We start from the raw sequence: 15,645 nt of genomic DNA on the forward strand, positions 1-15,645 counted from the left end.
CGCATGCCAGCCCCGTATGGCTTTCGCCGGACTCATGGACCCAGCAGTCTGATCACGGATGCAGCGGCCCGGGGCGGGCCGCCGGAACGCCGCCGGTGCGCAGCAGAGTCAAGGTCGTGTCGAGCGCCGCTTCCAGGTGTCCGATGGTGCCGGTGGACATCAGGATGGTCACGCCGCCCTGCACCGCGGCGACGAGTGCGGCCGCCGTCCGGTCGGCGTCCAGTCCCCGGTCGACCTCGCCGCTGTCCTGCATGTGCCGGATGCCGGTGCGCAGGGCTGACTGCCACTGGCCGATCAACTGGCCCGTGAGTGCCTGTGCGGCCGGGGTGGTGCGGCCCAGCTCGGTGATCAGCACGCCGAGCGGGCAGTTGACGCCCTGCTGCTCGTACCGCCGTACGACGGCGTCGCGCCATGCCTGCCAGGCCGCCCACGTGGTCAGGTCGCCGAGGTGCGGTTCCTGGTCCTCCAGGACGCGTTCGGCCTCGCGGGCGGCCACCGCCAGCAGCAACTCCTCCTTCCCGCCGGGGAAGTAGTGGAAGATCTGGCTCTTGCTGGTCCCGGTGCGGGCCCGGATGTCGTCGAGTGTCGTCCCGGCGGCGCCCCGCTCGCGGATCTCCTCGGCCGCGCCCTCCACGATGCGGCGCCGGGTGGCCATGCCCTTGGGGGTCAGCCGCGGCGCGGTCCCGCTGTGCATGCTCACGTGCCTGCCTCCACTCCCCGCTCTGGACTTACTAGTCCATTTTATGCGAGGGGGGCGTACCCGCGCCGCCTCCTTCGGGCGCCGCCCTGTCAACACTCCCGTAAGGTGCCCGGGTCGGCGTGACGGAGAGGCGGGCGGGGACGTGGCACCCAGGGCAGTGACGCGGGAGCGGTTGGCGGGAGCGGCACGGGCCGCGCTGGGCGGCGGGCGACGGCTGGAGGCGGTCCAGCGGGTCGCGGGCGGCAGCAGGAAGGGCGTGTACCGGCTGGTGATGGACGACGCGTCGACGGCGGTCGCCTATGTGTGGGACGACGGCGAGAACTACTGGCCGGCGGCCCCGAGCGACGACGACCGCACCGACCCGTTCTCACCCGGTCTCGGACTGGACCTGTTCGAGGCCGCCCACGCGCGGCTGGACGCGCTCGGTGTCCGCGTCCCGGCGATCCGCCTGGTCGAGCGGGCCGGCGTCCGCGGCCCGTCCGACCTCGCGGTGGTGGAGGACGTCCGGGGGGAGAACCTGCGGGACCTCGTCGCGCGCGACCCACGCGCCGCCGCCCCGGTCCTGGACCGGCTCGGGGAGGCGCTGGAGGCGATGCGGCGTCACCGCGCCCCCGGCTACGGCAAAGTGGCGGTGGTCGACGGCGGAGGGACGTCACGCGGGACGTCGTGCGAGGGGGTCGTCCTCGCCCGCGCGCTGCGGGACCTCGCGGAGGCCGCCTCGCGTGATCCGCGGATCGGCGCGGCCCGCGGCCGGCTGGAGGAGCGGCTGCGGGACCTGGCGGGCGCGGTGCGGCCCCGCGAGCGGTACGCGGTCGTGCACGGCGAGCTGGGACCCGACCACGTGCTGGTCGACGCGGACGGCCGTCCCGTGCTGATCGACATCGAGGGCACGATGTACTTCGACGTCGAATGGGAGCACGTCTTCCTGCGGATCCGCCTGGGCAACGCGTACGGTCCGCTGACGGTGGCCGGCCTGGACGAGGACCGGCTCGCGCTGTACCTGCTGGCGCAGCGGCTCTCGCTGACGGCGGGCCCGCTGCGGCTGCTCGACGGGGACTTTCCCGACCGGGCGGCGATGGCGGGCATCGCCGAGCACAACCTGCGAGCGGCGCTCGACCTGTGCTGACCCCGCGCCGCCGCCGCAGGGCAGCCGGCGCGACGGTGGCCGGCGCCCCCGGTTACCCTGGTGACCAGCGGCGGCCCGGAACAGGCGGTCGCGCGGCGGTGGGGCTCGCCGCACCCCGAACCGCGGCATCGACGCCGCCGACAGTCCCTGCTTGTGAGCGACCCGCGCCCGCATGCCGGGCGGCCGCACGAGTAGGAGACGCGCGTCCATGACAGCTCCCCGCGACCAGGCCACGGAGCCCACGGTTACCGGCGTCGGTCGGTCCGCGCCCGCGTGGCGCCGCGGACTCGCCGACGGGCAGGCGCCCGTGATCGCGGTGGTGGCGGCCGGCGGCGCGCTGGGGGCCGTGGCCCGCTACGGCGCCTCCCTGCTGTGGCCGACCGCCGAAGGCGCCTTCCCGTGGACCACCCTCGTGGTGAACGCGACCGGCTGCGCGGTGATCGGGGTCTTCATGGTCGTCATCACGGACCTGTGGGCCGCGCACCGGCTGGTGCGCCCCTTCTTCGGCACCGGCGTCCTGGGCGGCTTCACGACCTTCTCCACCTACAGCGTCGACATCCAGCAGCTCGTGCAGAGCGGGCACGCCCGCACCGGCCTGGCCTACCTGGCCGCCACCCTGCTCGCCGCGCTCGCGGCCGTGTGGCTCGCGGCAGCGGCGACCCGCCGCCTGATCTCGTGGAGGAGGACGAAGTGACCCGGTTGCACGGCTCCGCGCTACGCCTGACCATCTTCGTCGGCGAGGGCGACACCTTCCGTCACAGGCCGCTCTACGGCGAGATCATCCACCGCGCCCACCAGGCCGGGCTGGCCGGCGCGAGCGCGTTCCGGGGCATCGAGGGCTACGGCGCCTCCTCCCTGATCCACACCAACCGCCTGCTGTCGCTCAGCGAGGACCTGCCCGTGGCGATCGTGATCGTGGACGACGCGGCCCGTGTCCGCGCCTTCCTGCCCCAACTGGACGACCTGGTCACGGAGGGGCTGGTGATCCTCGACGAGTGCGAGGTCATCCGCTACGTCGGACGCCACGGGGAGAAGCGGGCGAAGTGAACTGGCTCCTCGTCATCGCCGGTGCCGTGGTCGGAGCGCCGCTGCGGTACCTGACCGACCGCGCCGTGCAGGCCCGGCACGACACCGTCCTGCCCTGGGGCACCTTCGTCGTCAACGTGACCGGCTGCCTGGTCCTGGGGCTGCTGTCCGGCGCCGTCACCTACGGCGCCGCCTCCCACTCGGTGCAACTGCTGGTCGGCACCGGGTTCTGCGGAGCGCTGTCCACCTACTCGACCTTCTCCTACGAGACGCTGCGGCTGGCCGAGGCCGGCGCCAGGTTCTTCGCCGCCGCCAACGTCATCGCCAGCGTGGTCACCGGCCTCGGCGCCGCGTTCATCGGCACCGCAGTCGCCCAGGCGATGTGGTCCTGAACCCGACGGCGGACGGGACACTCAGGTCGCCCGGGGCCACTACGACGCCCGCGGGACATGGCGCGGCAGACACGGCCCGGCACACATGACGAAGGCAAGGAGGTCACCCACTCCTTGCCACTCTCAACATATAGCGCACAGGGGGCCTTGCGGCAAGGCCCCGGTGGTGTTGCAGAATCTCCGGCCTCGACCAGAACCTGCGGAAATGGGGGGCCTTGATGATCGACGTGCTCGTGGTCGGCGGTGGACCGACCGGCTTGATGCTGGCCTGCGAACTGCGGCTGCACGACGTACACGTGGTGGTGCTGGAGAAGTTGACCGAGCCGACGCAGCAGTCCCGAGGGCGCGGCCTGCACGCGCGCAGCGTGGAGATCATGGACCAGCGCGGCCTGCTCGACCGGTTCCTGGCGGCCGGTGAGAAGTTCCGCGTCGGCGGGCTCTTCGGCGGTGTCATGAAGCCGTGGCCGGAACGGCTGGACACGGCTCATCCGTACGGCCTCGCCGTCTCGCAGCAGGCCACCGAGCGGCTGCTGAACGAGCGTGCCCTGCAAGCCGGTGCCGAGATCCGGCGCGGCCAGGAGGTGGTCGGGCTGAGCCAGGACGCGGACGGGGTGACGGCCGAACTGGCCGACGGCACGCGGCTGCGCTCGCGGTACCTCGTCGGGTGCGACGGCGGTCGCAGTACGGTGCGCAAGCTGCTCGGCGTCGGCTTCCCCGGTGAGCCCTCCAGGACCGAGACGCTGCTGGGCGACATGGAGGTGACCGAGGATCCGGCGACGATCGCCGCCGTCGTCGCGGAGGTCCGCAAGACCCAGCTCCGGTTCGGCGCCATTCCCGACGTGGACGGGAACAAGGGGGTGTACCGCATCGGCGTCCCCGCCGACGGGGTGGCCGAGGACCGCACGACCGCGCCGACCCTGGAGGAGTTCACGGCACGGCTGCGGGCGGTCGCGGGCACCGACTTCGGGGCGCACTCCCCGCGTTGGCTGTCCCGGTTCGGGGACGCCACCCGGCAGGCCGAGCGCTACCGGGTCGGCCGGGTGCTGCTGGCCGGCGACGCGGCGCACATCCACCCGCCGACCGGCGGGCAGGGGCTCAACCTCGGCGTCCAGGACGCGTTCAACCTCGGCTGGAAGCTGGCCGCCGAGGTGGCCGGCTGGGCGCCGGAGGGCCTGCTGGACAGCTACCACGCCGAACGGCATCCGGTGGGCGCCGCCGTACTGGACAACACCCGTGCGCAGATGACGCTGCTGGGGACCGATCCGGGTGCGACCGCGCTGCGCGAACTGTTCGGCAGGCTGATGGACTTCGAGGAGGTGAACCGGTACGTCACCGGGATCATCACCGCGGTCGACGTCCGCTACGACCTCGGGGACGGGCACGACCTGCTCGGCCGGCGCCTGCGGGACGTCCAGCTGAAGCGGGGCCGCCTCTACGGGCTGATGCACGGCGGCCGTGGACTGCTGCTCGACCAGACCGGCCGGCTCCCGGCGGCGGGCTGGACGGACCGGGTCGACCACGTCGCCGACGTCAGCGAGGAACTGGAGGTGCCCGCGGTACTGCTGCGGCCGGACGGCCATGTGGCCTGGGTCGGCGAGGACCAGCGGGACCTGCACGAGCACCTGTCCCGGTGGTTCGGCGCCGCCGTGGGGTAGGGGTGGTGAGCGGGCGGGTGCGGCGCCGTAGGCAGGCACCCGCCCCTGTCGCGGTCAGCGGTTGACGAAGGTGAGGCTGGTCGCGTCGTAGCGGCTGCCCGCGATGTGCCCGGGCGGGGCCGCGGCCTCGATCGCGGCGATGTCCTCGGCGGACAGCCCGACGTCCAGCGCCGCGAGGTTCTCCTCCAGGTACCGCTGCCTGCGGGTGCCGGGGATCGGCACCACGTCGTCGCCCCGGTGCTGCAACCAGGCCAGGGCGAGCTGGCCGGCCGTGACGGACTTGGCGGCGGCCAGCTCCTCCAGCTTCGCGACGATCGCCAGGTTCCGTTCGAGGTTGCCGTCGGCGAACCGCGGCTGGCTGCGCCGTACGTCGGTCTCCGCCAGCCCGTCGACCGAGCTGTAGCGTCCGGTCAGGAAGCCGCGGCCGAGCGGCGAGAAGGGGACCAGGCCGATGCCGAGTTCACGGCAGACCGGGACGGTCTCCGCCTCCAGGTCCCGGGTCCACAGCGACCACTCGCTCTGCAACGCGGAGATCGGGTGGACCGCGTGCGCCCGCCGGATGGTCTCCGCGCCGGCCTCGGACAGCCCCAGGTACCGCACCTTGCCGGCCCGCACCAGCTCGGCCATGGCCCCGACGGTCTCCTCGATCGGCACCCGCGGATCGACCCGGTGCTGGTAGTAGAGGTCGATGTGGTCGACCCCGAGCCGGCGCAGGGAGGCGTCGCACGCCTGGCGCACATAGGCGGCGTCGCCGCGGATCAGGGTGGGCTCGCCCAGGCGGTTGGCGAAGCCGAACTTGGTCGCCAGCACCACTTCGTCGCGCCGCCCGGCGATGGCCCGCCCGATCAGCTCCTCGTTGTGCCCGGCGCCGTAGAAGTCGGCGGTGTCGAGGAGGGTGACCCCGAGGTCCAGGGCGTGGTGCAGCGTCGCGATCGACTGCGCGTCGTCCGAGGTGCCGTACCCGTGGCTCATGCCCATGCAGCCGAGCCCCTGCGCGGAGACCGCCAGTTCGCCCAGGTACCGGGTGGGGACGTCGGTCATACTGCTGCCTCCTGCGCTCGTCGGAACGTTCACCCGGGACGCTAGGCATTGGAGTGCGCTCCAAGTCAAACGCCGGGCGGCCGTGGTGGCCGAGGCCCTCGTCCGGCGGGACACCGCCGAGCGCGCCCCGGTCCCGGGTCACCCGGCCTGACAGGACGCCTGCGGTTCGGGCAGCCAGTCGCGGGCCGGGTCGTACTCCAGCCACCGGCTGCGCCGCGCCCGCGCTGCGCAGGCGGCGACGAGGTCGTGCAGCCCCGGGTGCCCGGTGCCGGTGCGCCACAACAGCGACCAGGCGTACAGCGGCGTGGGGTGGACGAGCGGTACGGAGCGCAGCCCGGGGACGTCCGGCAGGGGGACGTCGGCGGGGAGCAGCGAGAAGCGGCGCGGCCCGGCCGCCACCTCGGCGAGGAAGTGGGCGAGGCCGAGGTTGACGCTCGTGGCCCTGTTCCGGATCGCGAACCGGTCGGCGAACTGGTGGAGGAAGTCCAGGCGGTCCAGCGGACCGGGCGCCCAGAGGACGCTGTCGCGCAACTGGTCCGGCCGCAGGGCGGGCCGGGCCGCGAGGGGGTGGTCCGCGCCGAGGACGGCGTCCACCGGTTCGAGGCGGACCAGGCGGTGCGCCAGTCCGCCGTGCAGCGGGGGGTGGACCCGGCCGAAGCCCGCGTCGATGTCGCCGTGCAGCAGCGCCGCCGTCACCGACGGAAGGTCACGCCCGTGGCCCAGCACCAACCCGCCGACGCGCCCGGCCGGTTCGGCGTCTCCGGTCCCCTCGGCGTGCCCGGCGGTCCCGGCCACTTGGGCCAGAGTCCGCATCGGCGCGTACAGATGCCCCCACACGTCCACCCGCAGCGGCCGGTCCTCCCCCACCGCCGCCGCCACCGCCGCGTCGGCCGCGGCCAGGGTCTGCCGGGCCGGTCCCAGGAAGCGCTGTCCGGCCTCGGTGAGGCGGACTCCGCTGCCCCCGCGATCGAACAGCTCGGTGCCGAGCAGGGATTCCAGCCGGGCGATCCGCTTCGACAGCGCCTGCTGGGAGATGGCGAGTGTCCCGGCCGCCCGTCCAAAGTGCAGTTCCTCGGCGGCGCGCACGAAGGCACGCAGCTGCGCCCCGTCCAGATCCATGCCCTCACCATAGGTGACAACCAACGGTTGTGGGTCATGCCGGTCGGTTGTTGGATCCCGGCACGGGCGCGGGGGTTGCATTCCGGCATGCGAAGACTGATTCCCACGGGGGACGCCGCGCGTCCGGTCGCCTTCGCCGAGGTCCCCCAGCCCGTCCCGGAGCCCGACGAGGCGCTGGTCAAGGTCGAGGCGTTCGCACCGAACAGGGGCGAGACGTTCCTCCTCGAACACCCCCGGCCCGGACTGCTGCCCGGCAAGGACATCGCGGGGCTCGTCGTCCAGGCCGCGGCCGACGGCTCGGGGCCCGGCGTCGGCACCCGCGTGGTCGGACACCCGGCGCGGGGCGGCTGGGCCGAGTACGCCACCGTGCCCACGCACTCCCTCGCGGTGCTCCCGCCCGGCATCGACGCCGTACGGGCCGCGGCGCTGCCCCTGGCCGGGATCACCGCGCTGCGCCTGCTGCGTACGGCCGGTTCGCTGACCGGCCGGCGGGTGCTGCTGACCGGCGCCTCGGGCGGGGTCGGGCACTACGTCACCGAACTGGCCGTCGGGGCCGGTGCCGAGCTGACCGCGGTGACGGCCACGCCGGCGCGCGGGGCGCGGCTCGCGGAGCTGGGCGCCGAGGTGGTCCACGACGTGGCGGCGGCTCGGGGGCCGTTCGACGTCGTACTGGAGTCCACGGGCGGGCCCGATCTGCCGCGGGCCCTGTCGAAGGCGCGCCCGGGCGGCACCCTCGTCTGGTTCGGCCAGGCGAGCCGCACCCCGGTGACCCTCGACTTCTTCCAGTTGCTGGGCGGGCCCGAGCGCGTGACGATCCACCACTTCCACTACGCCGGCGCCCCGTACGGCCCCGACCTCGCGGCGCTGGTGCGCCTCGTGGAACAGCAGCGGCTGCATCCGGAGATCGGCCGGGTCTCCGACTGGGCCCGGACCGCCGCAACCCTGGTCGACCTGCGGGAGCGCCGGATACGCGGCAAGGCCGTCCTGACGACCGGAGGGGAACGATGAACGCCACGCAGTTCGCCGCCGCCCAGTGGACCCGCGCCACCGGAGCGGGCGTCGACCCGCACGAGTACCGGCGCGTCACCGACGGCCTCGGCTCCGTCGCCGACTGGGGGCCCGCCTTCCTGCGCACCGGACACGCCCACCTGGAGCGCGCGGAGCGGGCCGGCTCCGCCGTCTCCGCGGGCGGGCACCTGCTCATGGCGGCCCGGTGGTTCCACCTGGCCACGCTCGCGCCCTACCCGGACGCCCCGCGTGCCGCGGCCGAGGCGGACCGGGCCCTGGGCCGCGCCCTCACCCTCCTGGAACCCGGTGCGCGGCGCGTGACCGGGGAGGGGTTCACCGGCTGGCTCCGCGGCCCCGCCGACGCGCCCGGCACCGTGGTCGTCGTCCCCGGGCTGGACTCCGCCAAGGAGGAGTTCCTCGACCTGGTGGCCGCGCTGCTGGACCGGGGCCTGGCGGTGTTCGCGATGGACGGCCCGGGGCAGGGCGTGCTCGCGGCCACCACGGTCCTCCGGCCGGAGTACGAGCAGGTCGTCGGCCGGGTCGTCGACGCCCTCGGCGTCGCCCGCGTCGGGCTCGTCGGCCTCAGCCTGGGCGGCTACTTCGCGGCCCGCGCGGCGGCGCTGGAGCCGCGGGTGGCGGCGGTCGCCACCGTCAGCGGCCCCTTCCGCCTCGACTGGGCCGAACTTCCGCCTCCGGTACGGGACATCATGGTCCGCCGCACCGGAGGAGCGGACGCCGCCCGCGCGTTCGCCCGCGATGTCGACCTCACCGGTCTGGCTCCGCGCATCGCGGCCCCGCTGCTGGTCGTGGACGGCGGCCAGGACGTCATCCCCGGTGTGACCGACGGCGAGCCCCTGGCCCGGCTGGCTCCGCACGGCACCTACCTCACCGTCCCGCACGGTGACCACCTCCTCGGCAACGCCCGCCCCGACTGGCTGCCCCGTGTCGCCGACCACCTGGCGCACACCCTGGCGGGGCCACCGGTGTGAACCCGCCGCCACGCCGCGCACCCTGGTGTCGGGGAGCCCGGCGGGCGCGACCAGGGAACGGCCCGGTCCGGGGCGTCCGGTCAGCGCAGGAGCGGTGGGGCGCCGGGTCCGAGGAGCGGTGGGATGCCGGATGCCGGGCGCGGCGGGCAGCCTCCCGGGGCGGAGGCCACCGGTGGCGGCCCGGCGCCGGTCCGGCGTGCCGAGCCCGCCCGGCAGCCGGCGCCCGGTCTCCTCCCGTACGGCCTGCCGGACCCCACGGTGCTCCCAGCCGACGATGCCCAGACCGCCCGGGAGTCGGCGGTGAACAGCGCGTGCGCCCACGGCATGGAGCGGGGGCCGCCGAAGAGGTAGGTCTCCGGTTCGTACACACCGGGCACGGGCCGCGCCCAGGAGTGGCCGCCCTGCCGGCCCGGGTCCAGTCGGCGCAGCAGAGCGGCGCGCAGGTCCTCCGCCCCGGACGGCTCCGCCGCGCGGAACCGCGCGCGCAGTCCCGGGGGTTGAGCATGAAGAAGAAGTCGCGGGCCTGCCCGGATACCGTGAACTCCGCGGACGCGACGGCCCCCGCCCCCGGACGCGTCCAGGGACGGGGGCCGTGCGTATGCCCGCCGTGCGGCCCGCTACGAGCCCGGTCGGGCCGGTACGCGCAGCCGGACCGGGATGTCCGGCACCCAGTACGGACCGTCGGTGCTCAGGGTCAGGGACGCCGTCCAGTCGCCGGGCCGGGTCAGCCGGCGCGGGTCGAGGGTCACCGTGAACGTCGCGCTCCGCCCGGGCCGGAGCGTCAGGCGGTGCGGGTTCGCGGTCAGCCAGGGGACGTCCGTCTCGGTGCGGTCGTATCCGGGCAGCACGTCCACGGTGGACACGGGGACGGGGAACCGCGGCTCGCCGCTGCCGCCCACCCGGTACAGGCCGGGTGCGCCACCACCCCGGTAGACGGCGGCCGGGGCGTCCGGCAGCCGCTTCCAGGCGTCCGTCCCGGGGTCGTAGGCGTACCCCTCCGCGGTGAGCACCCGGTTGGGGCCGACCCGCTTGAATCCGCCCGAGACGAGGAGCTGTCCGTTGGCGGTGGCGTACGCGCCGGACGCCAGGCCGACCGGCATGGCGGCGATGGGCTGCCAGGTGTCGGAGGCCGGGTCGTAGACGTAGCCGGCGCCGGTCTCCACGTAGTCGTGGACGCCGCCCGCGCAGTACAGCCTGCCGTCGACGGCGCCGCAGTTGGCCCAGCTGATGGTCTGCGGGTAGGCGGCGGCCCGGGACCAGGACCGCGCGCCCGGGTCGTAGGCGTACACGGTGTCCGAGCAGTCGGTGTTCGTGCAGCCGCCGACGACGTAGAGCCGCCCGTCGAGCACGGCGCTCGCCGCGCCGTAGTGCCCCTCGGGGATGTCGGGGCCCTTCGACCAACGGCCGGTGGCCGCGTCGAAGACCTGGGTGGTCCGGCTGACGGTCTCCTGGGGGCCCCAGCCGCCCACGGTGTACAGGCGGCTGCCGATGAATCCGTGCGCGGTGGCCTGCCGGGGCTCGGGCGCGGCCGGGCCCCGCTTCCAGGCGCCGGTGGCGGGGTCGTACACGTACAGGTCGGCGGTGGGTTCCTGGCCGTCGGAGCCGAGGGCGGAGTAGAGCCTGCCCCGGTAGGTGCCGACCGCGTTGTCCATCACGGGGACCGGCAGGTCGGGCAGCGCGCGCCAGTCGGTGGCCGGGGCCGGGGACCCCGGCGCCGTGCCGGTGCGCTCGCCGACGCGGAGCCGGATCGGCGCGGTGCCGGTGTTGCGCACCGTCACCTTCCGTACCACGGTGGCCCGTCGGGAGGTGGCGTCGATCCGCCCCGGACGGACCGCCAGCCGGCCCGCCTTGAGGACGAACGAGGCCTCGGTGACCCGGTCGGCGGGCACCTGGACGGTCCGGGTGGCCGTGACGTACGACGGTTTGGCCGCCGTCGCCGTGGTGGACCGGCCGGAGCCGGGCACGAACAGCCGGTAGGCGCCGTCGCCGAGGCGCGGGTCACCGGTCGTGGCGACCGTCGGCGCGGCCGGCCCATCCGCCGAACCGGTGTGCACGACGGCTCCGATCAGCCCCTTCCCGGTGTTCGCGTCGGTGACGGTGCCGGTGAGGACGCCGCCGGGCACGGGTGTCGCGACCCGTTCGGTGACCGTGACGTCGTCCACCGCCCAGAACAGGCCGGGTCCGCTGAAGTGGAACCGCACCCGCACCGCGCGCTCGCCGGCGTAGGCGGTCAGCGGGATCTCCACCCGGCCGCTCGTCCACAGCTGGTCCTGGTGCCACACCGTGGTCCAGGTCCGGCCGTCGTCGGCGCTGACCTGCACCTCGCCCTGCTGTTCCCCGGAGCCCTCGTAGTCCGTGTCGAAGCTCAGCGCCGGGTCCCCGGCGCGGCCGAAGTCGTAGGCGGGGCTGAGCAGGGAGGTGTCCAGGGAGCTCCCGGCGTGGTCGGCGTCGGCGACGGCGAAGCCGCCGGAACCGCCGGTGGTGTTGCCCCGGCCGCCGGGGTCGTCGAACGTCCAGCCCGGGGTGCCGGTCACGCTCCAGCCGGCGGGCGGCCCGGAGGTGCCGTCGAACGTCTCGCTGCCGACGGTGTCCGCCTGCACGGTGTACGCCGGGTCGTCCTCGGCCCAGGTGTCCACGGGCAGGGCCAGGCCCACGGTGAGGTCCGTGCCGCCGACCGCCACCTCGCGCTCCAGGGACTGGTAGGCGCTGTCGTCGCTGACCACGCGCAGGGTGTACGTGTGGTCCTCGGGGAGGTCGAGGCGGTAGGCGCCGGTGACCGGGTCGGACCACACCGGGGCGCCCGGCACCCCGGCCACCGTGATCTTCGCGTGCAGCGGCCAGCCGTGCCCGGAACCGTCGGTGACGGTGCCGGAGATCCGGTGGGTGGCGAGCTTGCGCAGGCCGAGGTCCCCGCTCGCGGTGCCGCCGTCGGTGAGGTGGACGCCCGGCAGGGTGCCCGGCGCGTATCCGTAGGCCGTCACCCGGACGTCGTGGTCACCGGCGGGCAGCGGCAGGGTGTAGCGGCCGCGGGCGTCGGTGGTCGTGCTGTACGGGCCGGCCGTCACCTCGGCCGCCGCGACGCCCGCGCCCGAGCCCGCGTCGGTGACCGTGCCGGTCAGCGTGCCGTGCGGGCCCATCGTGAAGGCCGACAGGCCGTCGGGGGTGCCGAGGCCGGTGGGGCCGTCGTAGCCCGGGCCCGCGGTGCACAGGTAGGCCGGCGCGCAGGTCCCGTTGGCTCCCGCGGTCACGTCGTGCAGTCCCCGGCCGCCGGTGGCGTACGGGTAGACGGCGGGCCGGGAGCCCGCCGCCGGGGTGCCCGCGTTCGCGTACACGCCGGCGATGATCGGCGCCGAGGCGCTGGTGCCGCCCGCCACGCCCCAGCCGCCGGTGTCGCCGTAACTGTCGTACACGGCGACACCCGTGTCCGGGTCGGCCACCGCGGAGACGTCGGCGACGGTACGTCCGGAGCAGCCGGTGTCCCGCTGGAACGCCGGCTTGGGCTCGTACCGGGAGCAGCCGGAGCCCGTTCCACCGCCGTCGTGGTCCCACACCGACTCCGACCAGCCGCGCGCGGTGGCCGGGTCCTTGGTGAGCGTGGTGCCGCCGACCGCGGTGACGTACGGGGAGGCCGCCGGGTACGCCACGCCGTACCCGTAGTCGCCGGAGGAGGCGACGACGGCCACGCCCGGGTGGTCGTAGTGGACGTCGGCCGCCGACTCCGCCGGGTCCTCCGGGAAGAAGGTGTAGTTGGAGCCGTAGGAGTTGGAGACGTACTTCGCGCCGAGCGCGACCGCCTGGTCCACGGCCGCGCCCAGGTCGTCGATCGTGGCGCTGTCCGCCTCGACCAGCAGGATGCGGGCCTTCGGCGCCACCGCGGAGACCATGTCCAGGTCGAGGGAGATCTCGGTCGCCCAGCCGGGGTCGGGGTCCGGGTAGTGGGTGCCGCCGCGCTGGTCGGTCTTGGTGAAGCAGCCGTTGGCGGTGGTGCAGGGCGGCAGCCCGTACTGGGCGCGGTAGACGGCGAGATCGGCCTCGGCGTTCGGGTTGTCGAAGGCGTCGACCACGGCGATGGTGGCGCCGGCGCCGCCGTCCGCGGGGAGGTCGTAGGCACCGCGCAGGTCGGCGGGCCCGTAGCCCTGGGGATCGGCATCGGCCCCGCGCAGCTTCTGACGGTCCGTCACATCGGTGCGGAGCAGGCCGAAGCAGGTGAACTCGTGCGGCTTGGGCGTGCCGCAGAGCGGTCGTACGTGGTCCCGTGAGGTCTGCGTGGCGTGTGCCGCGGGCCGGTCCCCGGCCTCCGCGCGGGCGGGGGCCGGGGCGGCGAGGGCCGTCAGTAAGGCGGCGGCCAGGGCGGCAGCGCAGGCGGCCAGGCGTCTGCGCCGACGGGGCGCGGCGCCCGGGGACACGAGCAGGGATATGGGCAACTCAACTCCTGTGGCATGGGCGGCGATCGGACACGCCGCCCGGCACACGCTAGTTGAGCCGTGAAGGAGTTTCTGTTCCGGGCGGGATCGGGATCTGTACCAGGAGGGAAGTACCGGCGCCGGGGGGCGAGTCGATGGTGAGCGTGCCGTCGAAGGCGGACACCCGGTCCGCCAGGCCGGTCAGTCCGCTGCCGGCGGTGGCGTCGCCGACGCCGCCGACACCGTCGTCCACGATGTGGATCCGCAGGACGTCCGTGAGGTCGAGGGAGATGTCGATCCGGGACGCCTGGGCGTGTTTGACCGCGTTCGTCACCGCCTCGGCCACCACGAAGTACACGTTCGACTCCACGGTGGTGGAGAGCCGCCGCGGGTACTCGCTGCGCACGACGGCCGGGATCGGACACCGGGACGCCAGGTCCTCCACGGCCGCCGCCAGGCCCTTCACCGTCAGCACCAGCGGGTAGATGCCCCTGGCCAGTTCCCGCAGCTCGTCGATCGCCGTCTGCGCGTTGTCGATCGACTGGTCCATCAGCTCGGTCACCGGCGTGTCCGTGTCGGGGATCATCTCCCGCGCGAGCCGGAGCCCGATCATCAGGCTGACGAGGCGTTGCTGCGCCCCGTCGTGCAGGTCGCGGGCCGTACGCCGGTGCACCGCCTCGACGCTCTCCATGGTCCGTCTGCGGCTGTCCTGCAACGAGGTCGCCATCGTGTTGAAGGACGCGCCGAGCGCGTCGATCTCCGCCACCCTGCTGGGCGGGATGCGGACGCCGAGGTCGCCGCCCGCCAGCCGCCCGGCCGCTGCCGCCGCCCCGCGCACGGGCCGTACGACGGCACGGTGCTGGAGCACCGTGAAGGCGGCCACCAGCGCGGTCGAGGCCGCGATGCCCACGCCGGCCGCGATCACCGCCCGGTGCGCGTTGGCACCGGCGGCGTCCTCGCGCGCGGCGAGCTGGGCCCGCTCACCCGCCGTGTACGCGTCGAACTGGTCCCGCAGGGTGTCGACGCGCCGCTTCCCCTCGGCCGTCACCGCCAGACCGGACGCGGCGGGATCGCCCCGCCGGACCGACTCCACCAGCGGGATCGAGTAGTCGTCCAGGAAGGACCGGACGCCCCGTGTGATCTGCTCGGCGGTGCGTCGCTGCGCGGGGGTGGTGGCGGAGTCGCCGAACCGCCGCATCTCGGCGGGCAGCGCCTTGCGCGCCGCCTGCCACGGCTGGAGGAAGTCCTCCCGTTTCGTGATCACGAAGCCGCGCTGCCCGGTCTCCAGGTCCACGAGGAGCTGCTCCATGGTCCCGGCCTCGACGAGAGCCGTGCGGGAGGCGCGGCGCGCCGATGTGGAGTCGTTCGCGTCGTCGATCGCCCACAGCAGGACCACGAACGCGACACCTATCAGCAGGGCCAGCAGGGCGCTCGCCGCGACTGTGAGGCGCGTCAGCCCCAGCCGCCGGCCCCCGTGCCACCGTCGTACCGTCATGTCCGCAATGTAGCCGCATATGACTGGGAAAGTTTGGTGAGGACGCAGAGCAAGTGGCACATGTTATGTCAATGTCATCGACGTGGGCCCGACACATTGACGTGAGTGGACCGAAGCGCACCCGGGGCCGTATGTCACCAGGTTCCGTCGCCGCGGTCCGGCGCCACGCTGTAGGCGGTCGCCGACAGCAGCCCGGTGATCGTGGCGCCGACGGCCAGGAACACGGCCGCCGTCGCGAGCCGGGCGTCGGACGCGAGGTCCGTGGTGAACGGCAGCAGGGCCAGCGCCACGGTCGCCAGGCCGGCGATCCACACGAAGAAGGCGCGCGGCCGGGCGACGGTCAGCAGCAGCAGGTGCAGCAGCCCGGTGCCCACGACGGCGCCGGCCGCCGCCCAGGCCGCCAGGTACCCCGTCGTCACGTCGCCCCACACGCCCGCACCGCGCGGCGCGAACAGCGGAACGTCGAGGACACCGCGGACGAACATCGTGGCCACGACCGCGACCAGCGCCGCGACCACCGCCGTCGCGGCGCCGGTGGCCCACAGCCGGCCGGCCGCGACGGACCGCGGGCCGGGTGGCGCCTGGTACCCGGGGCCGCCGCCCGGGCGGTAGGACGGGACGTCGTCGTACGGAGCGGAACCGGCCATGGGGACCCACCTTTCGCACGCGGTCGTCACGACGTGACGTCGCG

14 protein-coding genes are annotated in these 15,645 nt (G+C 74.6%); 7 read left to right on the top strand and 7 right to left on the bottom strand.

The features are described from left to right. Positions 1-52 precede the first annotated feature (52 nt). Entirely contained in the window at positions 53-694 is a 642-nt protein-coding gene (locus tag AQJ11_RS38630; protein ID WP_244218575.1) for a TetR/AcrR family transcriptional regulator, read from the bottom strand. A gap of 163 nt (positions 695-857) precedes the next feature. On the opposite strand from AQJ11_RS38630, the gene AQJ11_RS38635 reads away from it, so the two are divergent. From AQJ11_RS38635 to rox, 5 genes are all read left to right on the top strand, one after another. Next, on the top strand, positions 858-1,826 hold the full coding sequence (locus tag AQJ11_RS38635) for a phosphotransferase family protein (RefSeq protein ID WP_059266461.1): 969 nt from the start codon (positions 858-860) through the stop codon (positions 1,824-1,826). A 208-nt stretch (positions 1,827-2,034) separates the two neighbouring features. Beyond that, positions 2,035-2,520 carry a fluoride efflux transporter CrcB gene (crcB, locus tag AQJ11_RS38640; protein ID WP_059266462.1) on the top strand — a complete coding sequence of 162 codons (486 nt, stop codon included), beginning with the start codon at positions 2,035-2,037 and terminating at the stop codon, positions 2,518-2,520. After that, on the top strand, positions 2,517-2,873 hold the full coding sequence (locus tag AQJ11_RS38645; RefSeq protein ID WP_059266463.1) for a DUF190 domain-containing protein: 357 nt from the start codon (positions 2,517-2,519) through the stop codon (positions 2,871-2,873). The genes crcB (AQJ11_RS38640) and AQJ11_RS38645 overlap by 4 nt, the downstream gene beginning before the upstream one ends. Then, positions 2,870-3,244: a fluoride efflux transporter CrcB gene (gene crcB, locus AQJ11_RS38650; protein WP_014669273.1), complete on the top strand. Its 375-nt coding sequence runs from the start codon at positions 2,870-2,872 to the stop codon at positions 3,242-3,244. Before AQJ11_RS38645 ends, crcB (AQJ11_RS38650) begins: the two co-directional genes overlap by 4 nt. A gap of 218 nt (positions 3,245-3,462) precedes the next feature. Beyond that, entirely contained in the window at positions 3,463-4,899 is a 1,437-nt protein-coding gene (rox, locus tag AQJ11_RS38655; RefSeq protein WP_059266464.1) for a rifampin monooxygenase, read from the top strand. A gap of 54 nt (positions 4,900-4,953) precedes the next feature. Here rox and AQJ11_RS38660 read toward each other — a convergent pair whose 3' ends face one another. Both AQJ11_RS38660 and AQJ11_RS38665 read right to left on the bottom strand, forming a co-directional pair. Further along, positions 4,954-5,940, bottom strand: a complete 987-nt coding sequence (locus AQJ11_RS38660; RefSeq protein ID WP_059266465.1) for an aldo/keto reductase — start codon at positions 5,938-5,940, stop codon at positions 4,954-4,956. A 138-nt stretch (positions 5,941-6,078) separates the two neighbouring features. Next, on the bottom strand, positions 6,079-7,059 hold the full coding sequence (locus AQJ11_RS38665) for a LysR family transcriptional regulator (RefSeq protein WP_014669270.1): 981 nt from the start codon (positions 7,057-7,059) through the stop codon (positions 6,079-6,081). 87 nt (positions 7,060-7,146) lie between these two features. On the opposite strand from AQJ11_RS38665, the gene AQJ11_RS38670 reads away from it, so the two are divergent. Both AQJ11_RS38670 and AQJ11_RS38675 read left to right on the top strand, forming a co-directional pair. Then, positions 7,147-8,067 carry a zinc-binding dehydrogenase gene (locus tag AQJ11_RS38670; RefSeq protein ID WP_014669269.1) on the top strand — a complete coding sequence of 307 codons (921 nt, stop codon included), beginning with the start codon at positions 7,147-7,149 and terminating at the stop codon, positions 8,065-8,067. Beyond that, entirely contained in the window at positions 8,064-9,056 is a 993-nt protein-coding gene (locus AQJ11_RS38675; protein WP_059266466.1) for an alpha/beta hydrolase family protein, read from the top strand. The genes AQJ11_RS38670 and AQJ11_RS38675 overlap by 4 nt, the downstream gene beginning before the upstream one ends. 80 nt (positions 9,057-9,136) lie before the next feature. On the opposite strand, the gene AQJ11_RS51760 is transcribed toward AQJ11_RS38675, so the two are convergent. From AQJ11_RS51760 to AQJ11_RS38695, 4 genes are all read right to left on the bottom strand, one after another. After that, positions 9,137-9,637 carry a lantibiotic dehydratase C-terminal domain-containing protein gene (locus AQJ11_RS51760; RefSeq protein ID WP_341846316.1) on the bottom strand — a complete coding sequence of 167 codons (501 nt, stop codon included), beginning with the start codon at positions 9,635-9,637 and terminating at the stop codon, positions 9,137-9,139. A 36-nt stretch (positions 9,638-9,673) separates the two neighbouring features. Beyond that, on the bottom strand, positions 9,674-13,480 hold the full coding sequence (locus AQJ11_RS38685; RefSeq protein WP_059266468.1) for a Kelch repeat-containing protein: 3,807 nt from the start codon (positions 13,478-13,480) through the stop codon (positions 9,674-9,676). Positions 13,481-13,529: 49 nt separating this feature from the next. Further along, the gene (locus AQJ11_RS38690; RefSeq protein WP_244218569.1) at positions 13,530-14,954 is read right to left on the bottom strand and encodes a CHASE3 domain-containing protein; all 1,425 of its coding nucleotides are present in this window, start codon (positions 14,952-14,954) and stop codon (positions 13,530-13,532) included. 134 nt (positions 14,955-15,088) lie between these two features. Then, entirely contained in the window at positions 15,089-15,601 is a 513-nt protein-coding gene (locus tag AQJ11_RS38695; protein ID WP_058084834.1) for a DUF6069 family protein, read from the bottom strand. Positions 15,602-15,645 lie beyond the last annotated feature (44 nt).

It is taken from the genome of Streptomyces corchorusii (assembly GCF_001514055.1).
In the GTDB taxonomy this organism is placed as follows: Bacteria; Actinomycetota; Actinomycetes; order Streptomycetales; family Streptomycetaceae; genus Streptomyces; species Streptomyces olivaceoviridis.

Bases quoted from the DNA above. Each gene is read 5' to 3' on its own strand.
- rox (WP_059266464.1), top strand. From the start codon at position 3,463: ATGATCGACGTGCTCGTGGTCGGCGGTGGACCGACCGGCTTGATGCTG.
- AQJ11_RS38695 (WP_058084834.1), bottom strand. From the start codon at position 15,601: ATGGCCGGTTCCGCTCCGTACGACGACGTCCCGTCCTACCGCCCGGGC.
- AQJ11_RS38690 (WP_244218569.1), bottom strand. From the start codon at position 14,954: ATGACGGTACGACGGTGGCACGGGGGCCGGCGGCTGGGGCTGACGCGC.
- crcB (WP_059266462.1), top strand. From the start codon at position 2,035: ATGACAGCTCCCCGCGACCAGGCCACGGAGCCCACGGTTACCGGCGTC.
- AQJ11_RS38675 (WP_059266466.1), top strand. From the start codon at position 8,064: ATGAACGCCACGCAGTTCGCCGCCGCCCAGTGGACCCGCGCCACCGGA.
- AQJ11_RS38670 (WP_014669269.1), top strand. From the start codon at position 7,147: ATGCGAAGACTGATTCCCACGGGGGACGCCGCGCGTCCGGTCGCCTTC.
- AQJ11_RS38630 (WP_244218575.1), bottom strand. From the start codon at position 694: ATGCACAGCGGGACCGCGCCGCGGCTGACCCCCAAGGGCATGGCCACC.
- AQJ11_RS38665 (WP_014669270.1), bottom strand. From the start codon at position 7,059: ATGGATCTGGACGGGGCGCAGCTGCGTGCCTTCGTGCGCGCCGCCGAG.
- AQJ11_RS38660 (WP_059266465.1), bottom strand. From the start codon at position 5,940: ATGACCGACGTCCCCACCCGGTACCTGGGCGAACTGGCGGTCTCCGCG.